General features: G+C 60.8%; 15 protein-coding genes. 10 read left to right on the forward strand and 5 right to left on the reverse strand.

The annotated features are described in order from the left end of the window. The first annotated feature begins 45 nt into the window (after positions 1–45). Entirely contained in the window at positions 46–1593 is a 1548-nt protein-coding gene (locus tag HKD28_RS06205; RefSeq protein ID WP_194267576.1) for a glucoamylase family protein, read from the forward strand. A gap of 82 nt (positions 1594–1675) precedes the next feature. Then, positions 1676–1861, forward strand: a complete 186-nt coding sequence (locus tag HKD28_RS06210) for a YqaE/Pmp3 family membrane protein (protein WP_099286269.1) — start codon at positions 1676–1678, stop codon at positions 1859–1861. 70 nt (positions 1862–1931) lie between these two features. Here HKD28_RS06210 and HKD28_RS06215 read toward each other — a convergent pair whose 3' ends face one another. After that, positions 1932–3338 (reverse strand): sugar porter family MFS transporter, encoded by a 1407-nt coding sequence (locus HKD28_RS06215; protein ID WP_328749387.1) that lies wholly within the window; start codon positions 3336–3338, stop codon positions 1932–1934. 346 nt (positions 3339–3684) lie between these two features. Here HKD28_RS06215 and HKD28_RS06220 point away from each other — a divergent pair, with 346 nt between their 5' ends. The 5 genes from HKD28_RS06220 (at position 3685) to HKD28_RS06240 (ending at position 12709) form a co-directional block, all read left to right on the forward strand. Then, the gene (locus HKD28_RS06220; protein WP_194267577.1) at positions 3685–7338 is read left to right on the forward strand and encodes a PAS domain-containing protein; all 3654 of its coding nucleotides are present in this window, start codon (positions 3685–3687) and stop codon (positions 7336–7338) included. 81 nt (positions 7339–7419) lie between these two features. Continuing rightward, complete coding sequence (locus HKD28_RS06225) at positions 7420–8259, forward strand: aldo/keto reductase (protein ID WP_194267578.1); 840 nt, start codon at positions 7420–7422, stop codon at positions 8257–8259. Between the two features lie 81 nt (positions 8260–8340). Further along, the gene (locus HKD28_RS06230) at positions 8341–9579 is read left to right on the forward strand and encodes an outer membrane beta-barrel protein (protein WP_194267579.1); all 1239 of its coding nucleotides are present in this window, start codon (positions 8341–8343) and stop codon (positions 9577–9579) included. Positions 9580–9687: 108 nt separating this feature from the next. After that, positions 9688–10164 carry a flavin reductase family protein gene (locus tag HKD28_RS06235; RefSeq protein WP_099286261.1) on the forward strand — a complete coding sequence of 159 codons (477 nt, stop codon included), beginning with the start codon at positions 9688–9690 and terminating at the stop codon, positions 10162–10164. 190 nt (positions 10165–10354) lie between these two features. Beyond that, entirely contained in the window at positions 10355–12709 is a 2355-nt protein-coding gene (locus tag HKD28_RS06240; protein WP_194267580.1) for a TonB-dependent receptor, read from the forward strand. Here HKD28_RS06240 and HKD28_RS06245 read toward each other — a convergent pair. Continuing rightward, complete coding sequence (locus HKD28_RS06245) at positions 12703–13530, reverse strand: aminoglycoside N(3)-acetyltransferase (RefSeq protein ID WP_194267581.1); 828 nt, start codon at positions 13528–13530, stop codon at positions 12703–12705. The two genes, HKD28_RS06240 and HKD28_RS06245, sit on opposite strands and share 7 nt — an antisense overlap. Before the next feature lie 3 nt (positions 13531–13533). Then, positions 13534–14022 carry a preQ(1) synthase gene (queF, locus tag HKD28_RS06250; protein WP_194262691.1) on the reverse strand — a complete coding sequence of 163 codons (489 nt, stop codon included), beginning with the start codon at positions 14020–14022 and terminating at the stop codon, positions 13534–13536. Positions 14023–14191: 169 nt separating this feature from the next. Between queF and typA the strand changes: the two genes are divergently transcribed. Then, on the forward strand, positions 14192–16012 hold the full coding sequence (gene typA / locus HKD28_RS06255; protein ID WP_099286351.1) for a translational GTPase TypA: 1821 nt from the start codon (positions 14192–14194) through the stop codon (positions 16010–16012). Between the two features lie 181 nt (positions 16013–16193). Continuing rightward, on the forward strand, positions 16194–16565 hold the full coding sequence (locus tag HKD28_RS06260) for a hypothetical protein (protein WP_235993340.1): 372 nt from the start codon (positions 16194–16196) through the stop codon (positions 16563–16565). Positions 16566–16687: 122 nt separating this feature from the next. Here HKD28_RS06260 and HKD28_RS06265 read toward each other — a convergent pair whose 3' ends face one another. Together HKD28_RS06265 and HKD28_RS06270 are read right to left on the reverse strand one after the other, a co-directional pair. After that, positions 16688–17938 carry a D-amino acid dehydrogenase gene (locus tag HKD28_RS06265; RefSeq protein WP_194267582.1) on the reverse strand — a complete coding sequence of 417 codons (1251 nt, stop codon included), beginning with the start codon at positions 17936–17938 and terminating at the stop codon, positions 16688–16690. 86 nt (positions 17939–18024) lie between these two features. After that, positions 18025–19047, reverse strand: a complete 1023-nt coding sequence (locus HKD28_RS06270) for an NAD(P)/FAD-dependent oxidoreductase (RefSeq protein ID WP_194267583.1) — start codon at positions 19045–19047, stop codon at positions 18025–18027. Positions 19048–19088: 41 nt separating this feature from the next. Between HKD28_RS06270 and HKD28_RS06275 the strand changes: the two genes are divergently transcribed. After that, positions 19089–20168, forward strand: a complete 1080-nt coding sequence (locus HKD28_RS06275; RefSeq protein ID WP_194267584.1) for a glycosyltransferase family 4 protein — start codon at positions 19089–19091, stop codon at positions 20166–20168. The last annotated feature ends 53 nt before the right edge of the window (positions 20169–20221 follow it).

A 20221-nucleotide genomic window follows, 5' to 3' on the forward strand; every position in this document is an offset into this window, starting at 1 on the left:
ACGGTGGGTGCGTTGCGGGCGGTCCTTCTGTTTATCCTCCCCCGCATGAGCATGCAGAACCGGACGCAGCGGACTTCTGAAGTCCCGTTTTTCTCTCCAGCCGCCCCGACAGGGCAGAGGTGGAAATCCCGGATTTCCCGTTTCTGTCAGGCAGGATTTGCACTGGGTGCATTGAGCCTGACGCTTCAGACCGCTCAGGCGGCCCCGACGGCCAGCACGGCGCTTTCAACAGCCCTTCAGCCGACCAGTCTTCCGGCTGCGGATGCTGCTTTTGTCGATGATCTGGAAAAGCGCACGTTCAACTGGTTCTGGGAAACTGCCAATCCGAAGAACGGTCTGGTGCCGGACCGCGCGCCGCTGCCGAATGGCGCGGCCAGCATTGCCAGCGTTGGTTTCGGGCTGACGGCTTATGGCATCGGCGTGGAGCGCAACTACATTACGCGCCAGCAGGCCGTGGATCGGACGCTGACGACGCTGCGCTTTTTAGCCAGCCTGCCGCAGAACGATCATGTTGCGGGCGCTGCGGGCTATAAGGGTTTCTTCTATCATTTCCTCGACCCCAATACCGGCTTGCGTGTTGCGGACTGGTCTGAACTGTCCAGCATTGATACCGCGCTGCTGATGGGGGGCGTGCTGTTCTCGCAGTCCTATTTCGATCGCGATACGCCGCAGGAAAAGGAAATCCGCGATATTGCGGATCATCTGTATCGCCGGATCGACTGGACGTGGATGAAGGCGCATGGCCCTTGGCTCAGCATGGGCTGGATGCCGCCGCATACGTTCCTGCCGAGCGACTGGAAAGGCTATAACGAGGGCCTCATCATCTATCTTCAGGCACTCGGTTCGCCGACGCATCCGCTTCCGGCCGAGACCTGGAAGGCCTGGACGGCGACCTATGAAGGGCAGTGGGGCGATTTTCAGGGGCACAAAATGCTGAATTTCGCGCCGATGTTCGGCCATCAGTACAGTGAATCCTGGATCGACTTCCGGGGCGTTCAGGATGCCTGGGACCGCGCCCATAACGTCGATTATTTCCAGAACGGCCGTGAAGCCGCCTATGCCCAGCGGGCTTACGCGCAGGCCAATCCGGGCGACTGGAAGGATTATGGTCCCAATATCTGGGGGCTGACGGCCTGTGACGGTCCGGGGGATGCGCAGCAGGTTTATGACGGTAAGAAGCGCCATTATCTGGCCTACAGTGCCCGTGGCGCCGGGCGTGACTATATTCTGGATGATGGCACGATCGCGCCGACGGCTGTGGGCGGGTCCATCGCGTTTGCGCCGGAAATCGCTCTGCCGGCGCTCAAGGAAATGCGCGCGCGCTATGGGGACCGGATTTATAATAAGTACGGCTTTCTTGATGCGTTCAATCCGTCTTTTGCCGATCAGAAATCCTACTGGGTGGATGGTCAGCAGCTTGGGATCGATCAGGGGCCGATCCTGCTGATGCTGGAAAACTGGCGCAGCGGGCTGGTCTGGAACACCATGAAGAAAAATCCGTATCTGCGGGCCGGTCTGGAGCGCGCTGGGTTTGAAGGCGGGTGGATGCATACCAAGACGGCGTCTTCCAAACCGGTAGGGGCCTCACTCTGAGCGTCTGAGGGATCTGGAGTTGCATCTGGCGCGTTTCTCACCGATCACTGCTGATACAGTCTCTTTGTGAAAGGAGCGCACCATGCGTCTCATTCTTGCCCTGCTTCTGCCCTGGCTCCAGTTCTTCACCATTGGCCGTCCTTTTGCCGGTCTGGTGTGTCTGTTGCTTCAGGTGACGATCATTGGCTGGATTCCGGCTGCCATCTGGTCGGTGTATGCGCTGAGCCAGTATAAGACCGATCGGAAGATCGCAGCCTCTCGAGGCTGAAACACTCCGGATGCAAAAAAGCCCCCGTTCCATTTGGAACGGGGGCTTTTTTGTGGCTGTAACAAAGGCCTCAGCGACCGATATTCCGCAGTTTGATGCCCTGATTGAGGCGGGTCTCGATGGATTCGAGGGAGACGCCCTTGGTTTCGGGAACGAAAAACAGCACCAGGAAAATGAACAGCGCATTCAGTCCGGCATAGAGCCAGAAGGTGTTGGCCGATCCCAGTGTGCTCAGCAGCCCGAGGAATGTCGCACCGACGACCATGTTCGTGACCCAGTTTGTGACCGTCGAGCAGGTGATGCCGAAGTCACGTCCCTGAAGCGGCATCACTTCCGAGCACAGCACCCAGACCAGCGGACCAGCCGAGAACGCGAAACCGGCGATGAAGCACAGCAGGACTGCAATCGCGAGGTAATGAGACAGGTCCGACGTTCCGACGCTTCCCGACATGATGGCGGCGAGCATGGCCAGTCCGGTCGCCATGATGGCAAAGCCTGTGATCAGCATCTGGCGACGGCCCCAGCTATCCGCAAACGCAATGGCGATGAAGGTCGCGAGCCAGTTGACCACACCGACGATGGCCGTGCCCCACATCTGTCCGCTGGAGCCGAAGCCGACTTCCTGAAAGATGCGCGGGGCGTAGTACATCACGACGTTGATGCCCGTGAGCTGCTGCGCGATCTGGAGGCAGATGCCCAGCATGACGGCGCGGCGGAAATTCGGATTTTCGAGGAACATGGCCAGACCGCGCTGACGGTCATGGATCTGGGCGCGGATGTCGCGGATTTCCTGATGGGCGTGTTCGGGGTCGTGGCGCAGCTCCTTCATGATGGACAGGGCTTCCTCATGACGTCCCCGCAGCATCAGCCAGCGCGGGCTGTCGGGCAGGAAGAACGAGCCGATCAGGAAGAACACGCCCGGAATGGCCATGATGCCCAGCATCCAGCGCCATGATCCGCTGTAGGACAGGATGGCGTTGGACACGAAGGCCAGCAGGATGCCGAATGTGATCATGAGCTGGTACATCGAAACGAGGCTGCCGCGGCGGCTTTCGTCCGAAACTTCGGAGATGTAGAGCGGTGCGACGAAACTTCCGATGCCGATCGCCAGTCCGAGCATCGCGCGTCCAATGATGAGTGCGGAGACGGAGGCGGCCAGCGCACAGACCAGTCCGCCTGCGACGAACAGGAACGCGCTGAAGATCAGCGCGCGGCGGCGTCCAAAGGCGTAGGACATCCGCCCCGCGCCCAGCGCACCAAGAGCCGCGCCGAACATCATGGACGACACGATCCAGGACTGTTCGAAATCGGAAGCGTGGAATTCGTCACGGATGAAGCCGAGCGCACCGGAGATGACGCCCACGTCCAGCCCGAACATCAGGCCGGCGATCGCGGCCAGAATGACGGCGAACATCATGCGTCCGACCATCGGTGGTCTGGTGGCGGTGGCGGAGGAAGTGAGCACTGTGTCGCTCATGACGGGGGAACTCCGGCGACCCGCAAAGCGGGCCTGTCAGGGAAAAGCAGAAAAAACCGGGGCAGGGGGCCTGTACCGGGATACGAGGGAGAGGGCTATTCTGTGACAGGCACCATGATTCGCCATCTTGAGCCTTAAACTATAACACGTAATTGGGAAAATATTCAAAATTATATGTTATAATTATCGGGATTTTTGCTGCCGGTGCAGTTGCGCCACAGTTTTCTCCCGTTCCGTATTTTTCGGCAAGTCCTGCGGTTCGGCATCAGATCGCCTGTTCTGTCATGGAGTGATACAGTTCCCGCAGGAGACGTGCCCGGGTGGGCAGGGCTGAGGGAGTGGGTTGATGGATCGCGTGCAGGAGACGGACCGGGAAACGGAAGCGTTGGTGCTGCAGTCTTCTCCTGCTGGCGGCCGTGCCTCGATTCTGTGCGGTCATCTTCTGGCCCTTGCCGCGGCTGAAGGCGGGGGAGAAGCCGCACTTCTGGTGCGGGATAGGCAGGGCGTGCGGGTTCTGGGCGGCGGCGGGAGCGCGATTGCCGCAGAGGGTGCGGCCTGTCTCATGGACGGTCAGTCTCTTGGCGTGTGCACGGTATATCTTCTCCCGGTGCGGTCCGGCGCTGTGGAGGTCTGGTTGTGTGTACGGCAGAATGCTCCGGCGCTGGAGCATGTCCGGGCCTTGTGTGAGTTGCAGGTGGACGATCTGCTGCGCGAACAGCCTGTTCCCCAAACGCCGGAGGAACATATCACCCGCGAACATGCGACCGTCGAACGGATGCAGCTACGGATGCAGCGCGTGGCGGAGACGGCGGATGTGGCGTTCTATCGCTGCGATTTTGCGATGCGGATGGTGACGGGAGATGCGCGCTTCGCCGGGCTGTGGGGATTGCCGCCAGAGCGGCTGGCAGTCGGCGTCCCAGTCGATGAACTGCTGGAGTTCCTGCATCCGGACGACCGGTTCATTTATGATGACAGCATTGAGGACGAACTCCGGGACGAAGGCGGCTACGAACTGCGTTTCCGGATTCTGGTGCCATCACGCTTTTCTTACCAACCTGCACAGTCGTCCGCGGGGGATCATACGGCGCAGGATACGCCCATGCTCCGTCATGTGCTGCTGCGCGGATGGCGGGAAGACGACAGCCGCCCCGATGGACGGCGCAGCGTCGGTCTGGCGATGGACGTCTCCTCCGCGTCTCTGACCGCCGAAGCCCTACGATCCAGTGAATCCTTTACCCGGCTGCTGCTGTCGAGCCTGCCGGACTGCATCCATATTCTCGACTGCGACGGCTGTATCCGCTTCGTCAACGAAGGGGGCGTCCGTTCTATGGAGATGGACAGTCCGATCATCATGCACGGGCTGCCTTGGGTGGATCTGTGGCGCGGGCAACCGCGCCGGCGGGCAGCTCTGGCGGTACAGAGTGCTCTTGAGGGCGAAACGGCGCGGTTTCAGGGCTATGCCATGACCATGAAGGGCACGCGCCGCTTCTGGGATGTGGTCGTTACCCCTGTGCTCGGGGAAGACGGGGACGTGCAGCGTCTGCTGGCGATCGGGCGCGATCTGACAGATGCCAACCAATCCGCCGAGCGGCTCCAGCTTGCCCTCGATGCAGGGGCCATCGCCGGGACGTGGATGTGGGATGACAGCACATCGCGGATGATGGGCGATGCCCGGCTGGCTCTGACGCTGGGGCTGGACCCGGCCTGGCTGCGTGAGGGCGTCATGCCCAATGTCATTTACGACGCGGTTGATCCACGGGATAGGTTCGCGGTGGTGCAGGCTGTCACGGCGGCAACGCGGCGGGGCGGAAAATGCCGTTTCGAATTCCGGGCGGAAACGCCCGAAGGACAGCGCTGGTTCGAGGGCAATGGGCGCTGCGATCTGGGAGACGAGGGGCGTGTGGCCCGCTTTCCCGGCATTGTGTTCGATATCGACCGGAGCAAGCGTCAGGCTTTGCGACAGGCAGCGCTCGTCGAGCTTGGAGACCAGCTTCGCGCGCTCGACGATACCAGCATGATGGAAGAGGTCGCTGCCCGGATCATCTGCCGGGAACTGAATGCCAGTGGCGCGGGTTACGGCATGGTCAATGACGACGGCACCGGCATGACCGTCGGCGGTATCGCCGAAGCGGGACGTCCGCTCGTGGGCGTGCGGATGTTTGCCGATTATGGGGAATTCCGGTCCGCTCTGGGGCGCGGTGAGCCTGTCGCTATTATCGATGTCCATACGGATGCTCTGACGGCGGGGCATGGCGCACGTTATATGGCCGAGGGGATCGTCGCGTTTCTTGCTATTCCGATTTTCAAGTTCGGGCGCTTTGTGGGGCTGATGTTCGTCTGCCACGACGTGCCGCATGTCTGGACGGATGAGGAAATCGTCTTCACCCGTGCTGTGGCGGACCGCACCCATGCGTCCATGCGTCAGGCCCGGACCCAGCAGCAGATCCGGGACCTCAACGTCATGCTCGAAGAGCGGATCCTGCAACGGACCCGCGAGCGCGATCGGCTGTGGAACATCGCAAAAGATCTGTTCGTCATCATTGACCGTCACGGCTATTACGTTGCGGTCAGCCCAAGCTGGGAAGAGATGCAGGGCTACAGAATGGACGAACTGGCCGGGCTGCGGCTGGATGCGCTGTGTCACCCTGATGACAAGCGGACCGTCCGGGACACGTTTGCGCGTCTTATGGAAGGCACGCCCTGGCCGGCGGCGGGTCTGGATGTGCGGATGCGGCGGCATGACGGCTCCTGGCGGACCTATAACTGGAGCTGCAATGACGAAGGCGACGCGATCTATGCGGTCGGGCGGGATCTGACCCGCCGTAACGAACTGGAGGAACAGCTTCGTCAGGCCCAGAAGATGGAGGCGGTTGGCCAGCTGACGGGCGGTCTGGCGCATGATTTCAACAATCTTCTGGCCGGGATCGGCGGGGGACTGGAACTTCTGGGGCTGCGGATTGCGCAGGGGCGAACAGACGGTCTGGGGCGTTACATTACGGCCTCGCAGGAGGCGGTTCGTCGGGCGGCATCGCTGACTCATCGTCTGCTGGCCTTTTCGCGGCGGCAGACCCTTGATCCGAGCCCCACAGACATGAATGTGCTGGTTCAGGGGTTGGAAAGCCTGCTCCGTGGGACGGTTGGGCCGGGCATAGATCTTGTTCTGGATCTTCAACCGGATCTGTGGCGGACGCGGGTGGACGCCAATCAGCTTGAAAATGCGATCCTTAATCTGTGCATCAATGCCCGTGATGCCATGCACGAGCAGGGCAGCACGCTGCGGCTGAAAAGCGCCAACTGGATTCTGGGGCGGACACGGTCTGTCGAAGCGTCAATTCCGCCGGGCGACTATGTGGTTCTGACGGTGCAGGACGAAGGCTGTGGGATGCCGCCCGAGGTCGTTCAGCGTGCTTTCGATCCGTTTTTCACGACCAAGCCACAGGGATCGGGCACCGGGCTGGGACTGAGCATGATCTACGGTTTTACCCAGCAGTCGGGCGGGAAGGTGGAGATCCGTTCTGCTCCGGGGCAGGGAACCGCCGTATCGCTCTGGCTGCCGCGCTATGAAGGACAGGAGACCCTGCGCCCCGAGCCTCCTCCTCTGCCTTCGGCGCCGCAGCCCCGTCTTCTGGAAGGATTGCGCGTGCTCGTTGTGGATGACGAGGAGGCGGTGCGGATGATCGTGACGGATATGGTGGCGGATCTGGGCGGTATTGTGCAGAGCGCCTGCGATGGGCCGTCCGCGAAGGCGCTCGTGGCGGAGGGCGCGCCGCCTTCGCTTCTCATCAGCGATATCGGGATGCCCGGCGGCATGAACGGGCGCGAACTGGGCGAGCAGATGCTGGCGCGATGGCCGTCGCTCAAAGTGCTGTTTATCACGGGGTATGCCGAGCAGAACATTCTGGGAAATCAGGCGCTTGCGCCCGGCTGTGCGCTTCTGGTCAAGCCTTTCACGGTCGAGACATTCAACAGCAAGCTGGCCCTTCTGCTGAACGGAGATTGAACCTCCTGTCCGGAGTCCGCGTTGAAAAGTCAGCACCCTACGCGCTGATGATTTTTCTTTAAATCCTGCAAGGAGGCAGACATGTCGTCACAGGTTCCATCCGCCGATGCCCAGACAGAGATTTCCTTTCACGATGGCAACACCATGCCGCAGATCGGTCTGGGCGTCTGGCAGACGCCTCCGGACGAGACGGCTGAGATCGTTCGGGAAGCCGTGAAACTCGGGTATCGTTCCGTCGATACGGCTAGGCTTTACAAAAATGAAGCCGGGGTCGGCGAAGGTCTGGAAGACCATCCCGAAATCTTCCTCACGACCAAGGTGTGGAATGACGAGCAAGGTTACGACAATGCGCTGCGGGCCTATGAAGAAAGCGCGCGTCTGCTACGTCGCCCGGTGCTGGATCTGTATCTGATCCACTGGCCGATGCCGGATCAGGGGCAGTATGTCGAGACGTGGAAGGCGCTGGTCGAGCTGAAAAAATCCGGTCGTGTGAAGTCCATTGGTGTGTCCAATTTCGAGCCGGAACATCTGGAGCGGATCATGGATGCGACGGGGGTGGTGCCGGTCGTCAACCAGATTGAACTGCATCCCGATTTTCAGCAGCGCGCCCTGCGGGAATTTCACGAAAAGCACAATATCCGTACCGAAGCCTGGCGTCCGCTGGGCAAGGGACGTGTGCTGAGTGATGAGCGGATCGGGGCGATTGCTGAAAAACACGGTCGGACTCCGGCTCAGGTCGTGATCCGCTGGCATTTGCAAAACGGGCTGATCGTGATTCCCAAATCCGTCAATCCGAAACGTCTGGCGGAAAATCTGGATGTGTTCGGTTTTGTGCTGGACGGCGGCGACATGCAGGCCATCGCAGGGATGGATCGTGCGGATGGCCGGATGGGTGCAGACCCGAAAACGGCGAAATTCTGAGAAATATTCCTCTTTAGCAACATTAAGTAAAAAACCGAGCCTGTGCTATGGGCTGCCTCATGCAACCGGAAGGTGGATGGCATGAGGCAGCGTTTGGGCCTGGGTTTGAGGGTGGTTTTTGCGGTTCTGCTGGCAGGCGCGCAGGCGCGTGCTGCGGGGACGCAGGACAAGGCGTGGACGGATCACTGGTTCTCCGATGTGTCCTTTGGCGCGCAGATCGAAGGCGGCGTCATGGGCAGTTCGAGCCATCCCGCCAGCAATCTCAATTTCGGCCAGCTTCTCTCGCCCTATGCCGATCAGGCCACGCTGAACCAGCTGACTTTCACGTTCACCAAACCCGTCGATCCGATCGGGGGTGGGTATGGGCTGGGGATGAACCTGCGGATGCTCTATGGCTCCGATGCCCGGAGTTACACGATCGCGGGCGTCTCCGATCGCTGGATCAATGGCCGTTATCAGGCCATGCCGGCCTTTGCCAATGTCGCGCTGCATATGCCGTGGTTCACGAGCCGGGGGCTGGACGGGCAGATCGGTATTCTGACGTCGCCCATGGGCGTGGAGACGCTCGATCCTTCTACGCGCGCTTTCTATACGCTGGCTTATACGACCGAATATTCCACGCCGTTCGAGCATGTGGGGGGCATGTTCCAGCTTCATCTCGACAAGCATTTCGATCTTCAGTTCGGCGCGGATACCGGCAACCAGACCTCCTTCGGGCGGGGGGATAACAATGATCGGCCTGCCGGATATCTGGGTGTGACGGGCAATGATCTGGCAGATGGTCATCTGTCCTTCACCTATCTGTTGCGAGTCGGGCCGGAAGATGCCGTGCGTGCTCTGGGGCCGAGGGCCAACGGGGCCATGCGGTACTGGAACGATCTGAACGGGACCTGGACGTTCTCGAAAAAATGGAGCGTCACGGCGGAAGTGAACCAGCTTCATGACGAAGGGCTGCGGGCCGATACATGGAGCGCGGTGGTGTGGGGCGGGTGGCACATTCATCCGAACCTGACCATCAATGCGCGGGCCGAGCTATATCGGGACAATACCGGCAGTTTCGTCACGAGTTTTGCCGAGAATGAAGGCTATGCACAGGCTCTGCTTGGCAATCCGACACGCTCTGTGTCCGCTCCCGCCACGACCTATGGCGCGCTGACGCTCAATACGGTCTGGCGGCCGGATGTGGGGCATCACATCAAGCTGCTCCAGTTTCGGCCGGAGTTGCGTTTTGACCGTTCTCTCAACGGCACGCGCCCGTTCGATGACCAGCACCATATGGGCCGCATTCTGTTCGGAGCGGATATGACTTTGGGGTTTTGAAAGGATAATCCGGGCTCTGCCCGGACCCGGCAGGGATCTTGATCCCTGCACCCTGTTCGTTTCTGGAGGGGAGGTGCGCTGGTCGTCGGATTATGGCAAGGAGTCTGCATGACGACTCCGAACGACACCGATTTCCGCAAGGCTATGTCCCATTTCGCCACGGGTGTGGCTGTGGTGACGGCCAAAGGCAGCGAAGGCGAGCAGGGCGCGACCATCAGCGCTCTGACCTCCGTGTCCCTTGATCCGCTTCTGCTGCTGATCTGTCTCAACCGTGCCAGCGCGACCTATCGCGCGATTGCGGAAGCCGGCACGTTTGGCCTCAGCATTCTGGGCAACGACCACAAGGACGTGGCGATGCTTTTCGCCAGCCGCACAGGCGACAAGTTCGGCTCCGACGTGATCGAACGCTCGGCCGATGGCACGGCCTTTGTTCGGGATTCGCTGGTGAAGATGCACTGCGAACTGGTCGAAACATTCCAGGGCGGTACGCATGCGCTGTTCATGGCGCGTCCTGTTTCGCTTGAGCTCGACGAAAACCGCGCGCCCCTGCTGTATTTTCAGGGTCAGCTCGGCATTACGCTCTGACGTCTGCAAAATTCTGAAGAGACCTGACAGGCTCTCCATCCTCTGTATGCGGGGTGGAGAGCCTGATGTGTTTTGGGAGGGGTTTTTGATCCGGGAGAATGTTTTTTTAAAAACTTATTGCGAATGATTCTTATTTCTAATATTTGCCTCTGCAACATAACGAGACATGTCCGTAACCAAGAGGCCTTCAATGACCGGTTCGCTGCGCACGCACATTACTTCACTCTCAGTTGCGGGAACGCTGCTGATGTCGTCACAGGGCTATGCGGCGGACCCCGTTAAAAAAGACGAAAAACCGGACCCTAAGGCACCTTCCACAGCAAAATCCCTGAATAAGACCCAGAGTCTTGAAGGTGCGGATGCAGAATATCTGACGGTGCAGGGGCATGGTTTCAACACCATGCATGACTCTACCGGGTTGTCGCGGATGCCGCAGGACGTGATGCATACACCGCAGAACATCAACGTGGTGCCACAGGCTCTGATGCAGCAGCAGAACGTCAAATCCCTCGACGAGGCACTGCGGAACGTTCCGGGTGTCACGACGTCCATCGGCGAGGGCGCGGGTGGCATGAATGGCGATCAGTTCCTGATCCGTGGTTTTCAGGCGCAGAATGACATCTATGAAGACGGACTGCGGGATTTCGGCGTCTATTCGCGCGATGCATTCAATTTCGAAACCGTTTCGGTCATCAAGGGGCCGTCTTCCGAAGTATTCGGGAATGGCACGACGGGTGGCGCGATCAATATGGTCACCAAAACGCCCGGTCTGAAAAACCATTACAACGCTGAGTTTTCCGGCGGGTCAGGCAGCTATTATCGCGGCACGCTGGACGTCAATCAGAAGATCAACGATTCAACGGCCTTCCGCATCACGGGCATGGGCGACGAACACAATATCGTCGGGCGCGACAATCTCTATTCCCATCGCTGGGGTATCGCGCCGTCGCTGGCTTTCGGTATCGGCAAGAGAACGACGCTGGTTCTGCAATATATGCACCAGCAGGAAAATTCGATTCCGGATTTCGGCGTGCCAGTCGTGACGAAGCCGGGCGCGGCTTATGGTCAGCCCATCACGGAATATGGCATCCGCCGCAACAACTGGTACGGGACGGACAATGACCAGAACGCAACGAACGCCAACATGGAAACGGCCCGTTTCAGCTTCAAGCTGAACAAGCACATCACGTTCTATGATGATCTGCGCGGTGGCGAGTATTACCGGACGTTCGCGGCCTCCAAAGCGACCTGCGATACGACCTGCGTGAACAATTATTTCAACGGCGATCCGTCCAAGGCGCTTGTGGCGCGTTCGGGGCCGGTCGGTGCGGGCGCTGGAACGGGTGCCGGGACATATATGGCACCACTGCCGTATCAGCAGACGAGTTGGTCCGTGCAGAACGTTGGCTCGATGGTTGCGGATTTCCATACGGGGTTCCTGCGCCATCAGGTTGTTGCAGGTTTTGATATCGAGCGCGTCAATGACGTGCGCTCGCAGTCAACCTATCTGAAGCCCAAGCCCTATGCGAACCTCGTCAATCCCAATCCGCATGTCGGCAATCTGGATCTGGTGCCGGGCGATATGAATCCGGGTGGACTTGTCTCGCTGGGGTCACTGGGCGCGAAATCGCACAGTAACGGATACGGGTTCGATACCGGGCTGTTCCTGTTCGACCAGATATGGTTCACGAACTGGCTGTCCCTCAAGGGTGGGTTCCGCTGGGACCGCTGGCAGACGAGCTACAACATGACGGGCGGGGATGTTGCGAAGAACCCTGACCAGCATTTCCATGACGTGAGCGGGGTGTTTAACCCCAATGCCAGCCTCGTCCTGACGCCGGATTCGCATCAGACCTACTATTTCACATGGGCCAATTCCACGACGCCGATGGGCATGTATGTGACCAATGGTTCCGTGCCGATCCGTCCCGGCACCAACTCGTTCGCCAGCCCCGAAAAGGCACAGCTTTATGAACTCGGCGCCAAGTACAGCATCCTGCACGACCGGCTGGGCGTAACGGCATCGCTGTTCCGGCTGGACAAGGGCAATGCGCTGAATGCCGATCCGGTGACGGGCGAAATCACGGGTTCGTCTGACAAGCAGCGCAATCAGGGGCTCGAACTGTCCGTTGGCGGCATTATTCTGCCGGGCTGGAACGTCTCCGCCACTTATGCGCTGTATGATAGCAGCACCACTTATTCCGCCACGAAGGTCAATCGTGGAAAGAACGTGCAGTATGTGCCGCATAATCAGGCAACGCTGTGGTCGGCCTATAACGCCTTCGCAGGCAAGCCTTACAACGTGACGTTTGGCGGCGGCGTGACATGGCGTGAGCATGTGTGGCTGGATGCGGCCAACACGCTTCGGGCTCCGGCCAATCTGGATTTCAGCGCCCTGATTTCACACCGTTTCAACCAGCACTGGAAAGTGTCGATGAACGGCTATAATCTGGCAAACCGCCTGAATTACCAGAGCCTGTTCTCCAACCGCGCCACGCCGTCTGCCGGACGCATGTTCCTTGGCGAGATCAGCGCGTCTTACTGATCACTTTGCGGTGGCGGTTCCTGTCTGCTCCACTGCTGTGCGGCCATGCGAATGGCCGGGGCCAGCGGGAACAGGCGTGAGGCCGCCGAACCGATATGCCCGTGGCGGAGCAGGCTGTTTCCGTCGAGCCTTGCGCCAAAAGGTTCGAACCGCTCCGTCTGCGTCTCGGGGAGGCTGATGCTGATCCAGCGACGCTCCCCGTCTGCCGTGATGCAGGTCCCGTCCTGAAATCTGGGTCCGTCAGGATCGGCAAGGCGCTCGGCCAGATGTAAGGCTGTGCAGGTGTTCCAGCCCGTCCCGATCATCAGAACCTGTGCATTATGGCCCGACAAGGCAGCAAGCGGGGAGCGGATGCCGAACGGATCGTCCATCGGCTGAGTCGCCAGAATATCCGCCGCCAGCGGCCCCAGAGCGGTGAATGAAACCTGCGGGTGGGCGCTGCGCTGCACGCCGGGCCATGTCCGGAAAACTTCGGCGATCTGCCCCATGCCCCGCGTCGGCGTCAGATGCGGATCATAGGGCGGCATGGTCGCGCGGATCGTCTCCCACCAGCTTTCCGGCACAGGAGGGTCGCACCAGCCTGACGGGTCGCTCAGTTCGCAGGATTGCGCGGGCATGACGATCGTACCGTCCGCGCCGACTGCCTGAAGCAGACTTTCGATAACCGTCCGCGCGCCCCCACAGACCCAGCCGATCCGGCTGAGGGAGCTATGAACCAGCAGCGTCATTCCCGGCAGGATGCCGAGGCGTTGCAGATCCACCACCAGCCGCGCCTGCGTCACAGGGCCGTTGGAGCGGGCGATGGCGGCGGCTTCGGTCACGCTTCAGCCGCGACCGCGATAACCCGGCACGTCCTGCGCGGGAATCCACACGCCCTTCGGCGGCTCGCCCGTCTGCCAGAAGACGTCGATGGGGATGCCGCCGCGCGGATACCAGTACGCCCCGATCCGCAGCCATTGCGGATCGAGCAGCGCCACCAGACGCTCGGCAATGGCGATGGAGCAGTCTTCATGGAACGCGCCATGATTGCGGAAGCTGGTCAGGAAGAGTTTGAGAGACTTGCTCTCCACGATCCATTCGCCGGGGATGTAGTCGATGACGATATGCGCGAAGTCCGGCTGTCCCGTGACGGGGCAGAGCGAAGTGAACTCGGGGGCTGTGAAGCGCACCACATACTGCCGTCCCTGATGCGGGGAGGGGACGCGCTCGAGAATGGCTTCCTCGGGACTCTGCGGCGTCGTGGTGGCGCGGCCGAGCTGGCTGAGGGCGTCGGTTCCGGGGGCGGAGGGACCAGTGGGCTGGTGGTTGGACATGGTCTGAGTTCCTCAAAGGGACGGTGTTTTGTGAGATGTGGCCCAGCTTTCCCGCAGGCTCAAGGCATCTTCAGGACGAAAAGACGGTGACAGAGTTTGCATATTGGCGGGATTCGGTGCAGAAGACGGCGCAAATCCTCTCTTCGATGCCTCCCGTCTGGAAGACCACATGGAACTCCGTAATATCGCCATCATCGCGCACGTCGATCATGGCAAGACCACGCTGGTTGACGCGCTTCTCAAACAGTCCGGCTCTTTCCGCGACAATCAGCATGTTGCTGATCGTGCGATGGACAGCAACGACCTCGAACGCGAGCGTGGCATCACCATTCTCGCCAAGTGCACGTCCGTTGTGTGGAAAGAAACCCGCATCAACATCATCGATACCCCGGGCCACGCCGATTTCGGCGGTGAGGTCGAGCGTATCCTGAGCATGGTGGATGGCGCGATCATCCTCGTCGATGCTGCTGAAGGCGCGCTGCCGCAGACCAAGTTCGTGCTTGGCAAGGCGCTGGCCCGTGGCATCCGTCCGATTGTCGTCGTCAACAAGATCGACCGTTCCGATGCCCGTCCGGACGAAGTGCACGAAGAGATCTTCGATCTGTTCGCCTCTCTCGGCGCCGACGAGCACCAGCTCGACTTCCCGATGCTTTACGCTTCGGGCCGTCAGGGCTGGGCCGATCTGGAGCTGGACGGACCGAAGAAGGACCTTGCTCCGCTGTTCGACCTCGTGCTGCGCCATGTGCCGCAGCCGAACGTGGACAAGGACGCGCCGTTCGGAATGGTCTCCACCATTCTCGAGAGCGACAACTTCCTGGGCCGCATCCTGACGGGTCGTATCGATCAGGGCCGTGCGAAGGTGAACATGCCGGTACGCGTGCTGCGTCCGGATGGCACGATCGTTGAAACCGGTCGTCTGACGAAGCTACTGTCCTTCCGTGGCCTCGATCGCGTGCCTGTGGAAGAAGCCGAAGCCGGTGACATCGTGGCCGTGGCCGGTCTGTCCGAAGCGACGATTCCTGACACGATTGCCGACCCGTCCATCAACGAGCCGCTGCCGTCGCGTCCGGTCGATCCGCCGACCCTGTCCATGACCTTCCGCATCAACGATGGCCCGCTGGGTGGTCGTGAAGGCAAGAAGGTGACGTCGCGCCAGATCCGTGACCGTCTCTTCAAGGAAACCGAAGGCAACGTGGCCATCAAGGTGACGGAAAGCCCGGAAAGCGAAGCTTTCGAAGTTGCTGGTCGTGGCGAACTTCAGCTTGGCGTTCTGATCGAGACGATGCGTCGTGAAGGCTTCGAGCTGACGATCGGCCGTCCGCGCGTTCTGTTCCGTGAAAACGAAGAGACCGGCGAGCGCGAAGAGCCGTTCGAAGAAGTTCTGGTGGACGTGGACGAGCCGTATTCGGGCGTTGTCGTTGAGAAAATGTCGCTCCGTAAGGGCGTCATGCAGGACATGCGTCCGTCCGGTGGCGGAAAGGTTCGTCTGACGTTCCTGATCCCGTCGCGCGGCCTGATCGGCTATCACGGCGAGTTCCTGACCGACACGCGCGGTACGGGCCTCATGAACCGTCTGTTCCACGGCTATCTGCCGTATGTGGGCACGATTGAAGGCCGCCGTAACGGCTCGCTGATTTCGGCTGAAGACGGTACGACGACGCAGTACGCGCTGTTCTCCCTTCAGGATCGCGGCACGATGTTCGTCGATGCTGGCGAGAAGATCTACATGGGTATGATCCTTGGCGAGCATTCCCGTGAGAACGACCTCGACATCAATGCGGTCCGTGAAAAGAAGCTGACCAACATGCGCGCTTCCGGCAAGGACGAAGCTCTGCTTCTGACGCCGCCGCGCCGCATGAGCCTTGAGCAGGCCATCGCCTATATCGAAGACGATGAGCTGGTTGAAGTGACGCCGTCTGCCATCCGGATCCGCAAGCTGCATCTGGACCCGCATGATCGCAAGCGCGCCACGAAGTCCCGCGCAAGCTGAACCGTCTCTTTCAGGACGGGGTTTCAAGAAAAAGGCGTGTTCCGTTTGTTCGGGACACGCCTTTTTCTATGGGCGATGAGGGACTTTGTCTGAATTGAGGCGTATTCGCACGTTACACGCGCAAGAGACTGAAATTTCATAAAGTTAATGCGCGACCGTATGAGGCGGGAATGATAACGTTATGGATGAGACCACTTCAGACCGTCTGAATGTGATCGGTCTTTATTCTGTTATGGAGCCTCGTTTCCAGATGCGCCTTTTCAATCTGTCCCTGATCGCCGCCGTTTCTGCTCTGGCTCTGACGGCCGCTCCGGCATTTGCCGATCCTGCTACGACGGCAGCACCTGCTGCACCTGCCGCTGAAGCTCAGACTGCCCCGGCTCCCGCAGTTGCTGCCCCGGCCGCTCCTGCTGAAGCTGCTCCGGCTGCTGAAGCCGAGACGTCCACGAAGAAGCACCACGGCAAGAAGCACCACCACAAGCACAAGCATCACAAGAAGACGTCCGCTGCGACGGATGCCGCACCGACTGAAGACGCTGCCCCGTCCAACTGAGGCGTCTCCGCCGGTTCTTCTGAAGACCTGCGGAAAGCAAAAAGGGGGTCTGCTCATGGCAGACCCCCTTTTTTTGTGTTCTGGAGCGTCCGTAAACCGTGCTGGCTTACGGACGGACTGTATCAGTAGCGGTCGAGCGACAGGTCGAGTGACGGAATGGCCGTCTGGCGACCGGAGATCTGGTCAGCGACGATCTGGCCGGAGCCCGCGGTCATGGTCCAGCCCAGCGTGCCGTGACCGGTGTTGAGCCACAGATTGCCGTAGCGCGGGGAAGGCCCGACGATCGGTGTACCGTCCGGCGTGCAGGGGCGTAGGCCGGTCCAGTATTTCGCGGAGGACAGGTCCCCACCGCCATACATTTCGCTGAAGGACAGTTCCAGCGTCTCGCGACGATCGGGGCTGAGACGCAGGTTGAAGCCGTTCAGCTCTGCCGTGCCGCCGATGCGGATGCGATCGCCCAGACGTGTGATGGCAACCTTGTAGGTCTCGTCATTGACGGTCGAAACCGGGGCGCGGCTTTCGTCCGTGATCGGCATGGTCAGGGAGTAGCCCTTGACCGGATAGATCGGCAGACGCAGTTCCAGCGGCTTGAGGAAGCGCGGAGAATAGCTGCCGAGCGCCAGAACATAGCGGTCCGCCGTCATGCGGCCTGCGCTGGTGCGGATGCTGACGATGGCGTCGCTGGCGGCTTCCAGAGCCTCGATCGTGACGCCGAGATGGAACTTCACACCTTTTTCCTCGGCCATCTTGGCCAGACGGCGCGTGAAGAGATGGGCATCGCCCGTCTGGTCGCCCGGCAGAAGCAGACCGGCCTTGAGCAGGTGTCGGGCATGGGCGAGGCCGGGCTCGCGGGCGAGAATCTCGTCCACGGTCAGCAGCTTGTGCTCAACGCCGCTTTCGGCCAGCAGGCGCATGTCTTCGGCGGCGTATTCGACTTGGCTGTCCGTGCGGAAGAGCTGGATCAGGCCTTTCTGGGCACCGTCATAGGTGATGCCGGTCTCGGCGCGCAGGGCGTCGAGGCGGTCGCGGGCGTATTCCGCAATCCGCAGCATCCGGCCCTTGTTGATGTCATAGGCCTTTTCCGTGCAGTTCATGAGCAGTTCGCCCATGAAGCGGAACATGGCCGTATCGAGGCGCGGGCGCACGACGAGCGGGCTGTGCTTTTCGAACATCCATTTGGCGGCCTTGAGCGGCAGGCCCGGCATGGCCCAGGGGGTCGAGTAGCCGGGAGAAACCTGTCCTGCGTTCGCAAAAGACGTCTCCAGACCCACACCCGGCTGGCGGTCGATCACTTCGACTTCATGGCCTTCCTGAGCGAGATACCAGGCCGTTGTAACGCCGATCACTCCGGCGCCCATGACGATGACTTTCATATCTGTCCTGCTGTGTTGTCGTCTGTAGAACCGCCCTGAACTGACCGTGATCGGCTCAGCGCCACGAAAAATGCTGCCCCGTTGCGTTAGCCCGGAACGCCCTTGCTGGTCGAATATTCGAAGTGGAGGGCCGTGTCGGGATGAACGATGGCATGAATGGCATGAGCTGCCATGGCGCCTTCGGAGAAGCCCTGAAGGATCAGCTTCAGCTTGCCCGGATAGGTCGCCACGTCCCCGATCGCGAAAATGCCCGGCGTGCTGCTTTCCAGCGTGGCCGGGGTGACGGGGACGGTGTTGCGATGCGTGTCCAGCCCCCAAAGCGCAATCGGCCCCAGATCGGTGGACAGGCCATAGAACGGCAGAAGCGCATCGGCTTCGATATGGCGTGATGCACCTTCAAGGGTGGTGACTTCCACGCTCGAAAGCACGCCGTCCGTGCCGTGCAGGGCATGGAGTTGATAGGGCACGACCTTCTCGATCTTCCCGGCCTCAATCTGCTGTTCGATACGAGACAGTGTCTCGGGGGCGCCACGGAAGCGGTCCCGGCGATGTAGCAGATAGATTTTCTCGGCGACATCGGAGAGGGACAGCGCCCAGTCCAGCGCGGAATCGCCGCCGCCAGCGACCACGATGCGCTTGCCCGTGAAATCGGTGCGTTTCTTGACGTAATACTGCACTGCGCCCGTGCGCTCATAGGCTTCGAGCCCGTCGAGCGGCGGCCGGTTCGGTCCGAACGCACCGGCACCGGCGGCGATGATGACGGCCTTGGCATTGATGACGTCGCCGCGTGCGGTTTTCAGCGTGAAGTCTCCGCGGTGCCCTTCCAGCGTCTCGACCCGCGAGCCCAGTAGACGGGGCACATCAAACGGGGCGATCTGCTGTTCGAGGGCCTCGATCAGGGCGCCGCCTTCGATGGCGGGATGGGCCGGAATGTCGTAGATCGGTTTTTCCGGATAGAGCGCCGCACATTGTCCGCCGACACTGTCGAGAGCGTCAATCAGGACGCAGGACAGTTTGAGCATGCCACATTCGAACGCGGCGAAGAGGGCGGTCGGACCGGCGCCGACAATTGCGACATCGGTGGTCAGGGTGTGAGGTGCAGTCGTCATGATCTGTTTCATAATCGGTTTGAAGGGCTTGGGGTAGGGCATTGAACGTACGATATACGTTTGTAATTCAGGACCTGAAGGGCCTCGGCGGGACGGAACGTTCGGCCTGTGCCGTCATGAACGGACTGGTGCGTCAGGGCTGCGACGTGCGGCTGGTGGAACTGGTCGGCGCGGGCGCTCCGGCCTTTCCCCTGTCGCCTGAGATTCCTCTGACCGCGCTGTTCGACCGACCGGTAAAGATTTTCAATTCGTGGTTTCGCATCGTCTGGCGTTTGTCGCGTTTCCTGAAACGGGAGAAGATCGACACGCTGGTGGTCGTGGAGTCCACCCATGCGCTCTATGGCGTGGCGGCCGCGAAGCTGGCGGGTGTGCGCTGCGTGGTGTGGGAGCATTTCAATTTCAACGTGACGCTTGATCGTCGCAAACGGGTCTGGGGGCGGCAGATCGCCGCGCGCTGGGCCGATGATGTGGTTGTTCTGACGCAGCGGGACATGGCGTTGTGGCGCGAGGGGGCGACGGTGCGTGCCCGGCTGACGGCCATTCCGAACATGGCGCCTCCTGTGACGGACCGCCTCTATCCATCAGACTCCCGGCTGGTTCTGGCGGCGGGGCGTCTGACGGAGCAAAAGGGCTATGACCTGCTGCTGCGGGCTTGGCGGATCGTCGAGCAGGACCCGGCGAGCGCAGGCTGGACTCTCTTGATCCGGGGGGATGGGCCGGACCGGGACGCTCTGCTGCAACAGGCGGAAGGATTGCATCGTGTGACGATTGCGCCGGCTATCGGAGGGATCGACGCCGATTATGCCCGTGCGGCCATGTTCGTGGCCTCTTCGCGTTATGAAGGGCTTCCGATGGTCCTGCTTGAAGCCATGTCGGCGGGGCTGCCGGTCGTGGCGTTCGACTGCGAGACCGGGCCTGCGGAGATCGTGCGCGATGGCGAGACCGGATTGCTGGTGCCGCCGGAAGAGGCGGAGGCCTTAGCCGTGGCCCTGTTGGAGCTGATGCGCGCGCCCGAACGGCGTCAGGCTATGTCTGACGCTGCCCGGCTGCGGGCCGCTGCGTTTCAGGAAGGTCCCGTCATGGCGCGCTGGATGGATCTTCTGCGGAATGTCGGTCGCTGAACGGGCTCCGCACGCCCTTGCTGGCACAGGGCAGTCGGGTCCACATTGGTGGC

The organism is Gluconobacter cadivus, from assembly GCF_015244745.1.
GTDB classification, from domain to species: Bacteria; Pseudomonadota; Alphaproteobacteria; order Acetobacterales; family Acetobacteraceae; genus Gluconobacter; species Gluconobacter cadivus.

Bases quoted from the DNA above. Each gene is read 5' to 3' on its own strand.
- HKD28_RS06205 (WP_194267576.1), top strand. From the start codon at position 46: ATGAGCATGCAGAACCGGACGCAGCGGACTTCTGAAGTCCCGTTTTTC.
- HKD28_RS06210 (WP_099286269.1), top strand. From the start codon at position 1,676: ATGCGTCTCATTCTTGCCCTGCTTCTGCCCTGGCTCCAGTTCTTCACC.
- HKD28_RS06215 (WP_328749387.1), bottom strand. From the start codon at position 3,338: ATGAGCGACACAGTGCTCACTTCCTCCGCCACCGCCACCAGACCACCG.
- HKD28_RS06220 (WP_194267577.1), top strand. From the start codon at position 3,685: ATGGATCGCGTGCAGGAGACGGACCGGGAAACGGAAGCGTTGGTGCTG.
- HKD28_RS06225 (WP_194267578.1), top strand. From the start codon at position 7,420: ATGTCGTCACAGGTTCCATCCGCCGATGCCCAGACAGAGATTTCCTTT.
- HKD28_RS06230 (WP_194267579.1), top strand. From the start codon at position 8,341: ATGAGGCAGCGTTTGGGCCTGGGTTTGAGGGTGGTTTTTGCGGTTCTG.
- HKD28_RS06235 (WP_099286261.1), top strand. From the start codon at position 9,688: ATGACGACTCCGAACGACACCGATTTCCGCAAGGCTATGTCCCATTTC.
- HKD28_RS06240 (WP_194267580.1), top strand. From the start codon at position 10,355: ATGACCGGTTCGCTGCGCACGCACATTACTTCACTCTCAGTTGCGGGA.
- queF (WP_194262691.1), bottom strand. From the start codon at position 14,022: ATGTCCAACCACCAGCCCACTGGTCCCTCCGCCCCCGGAACCGACGCC.
- typA (WP_099286351.1), top strand. From the start codon at position 14,192: ATGGAACTCCGTAATATCGCCATCATCGCGCACGTCGATCATGGCAAG.
- HKD28_RS06260 (WP_235993340.1), top strand. From the start codon at position 16,194: ATGGATGAGACCACTTCAGACCGTCTGAATGTGATCGGTCTTTATTCT.
- HKD28_RS06265 (WP_194267582.1), bottom strand. From the start codon at position 17,938: ATGAAAGTCATCGTCATGGGCGCCGGAGTGATCGGCGTTACAACGGCC.
- HKD28_RS06270 (WP_194267583.1), bottom strand. From the start codon at position 19,047: ATGACGACTGCACCTCACACCCTGACCACCGATGTCGCAATTGTCGGC.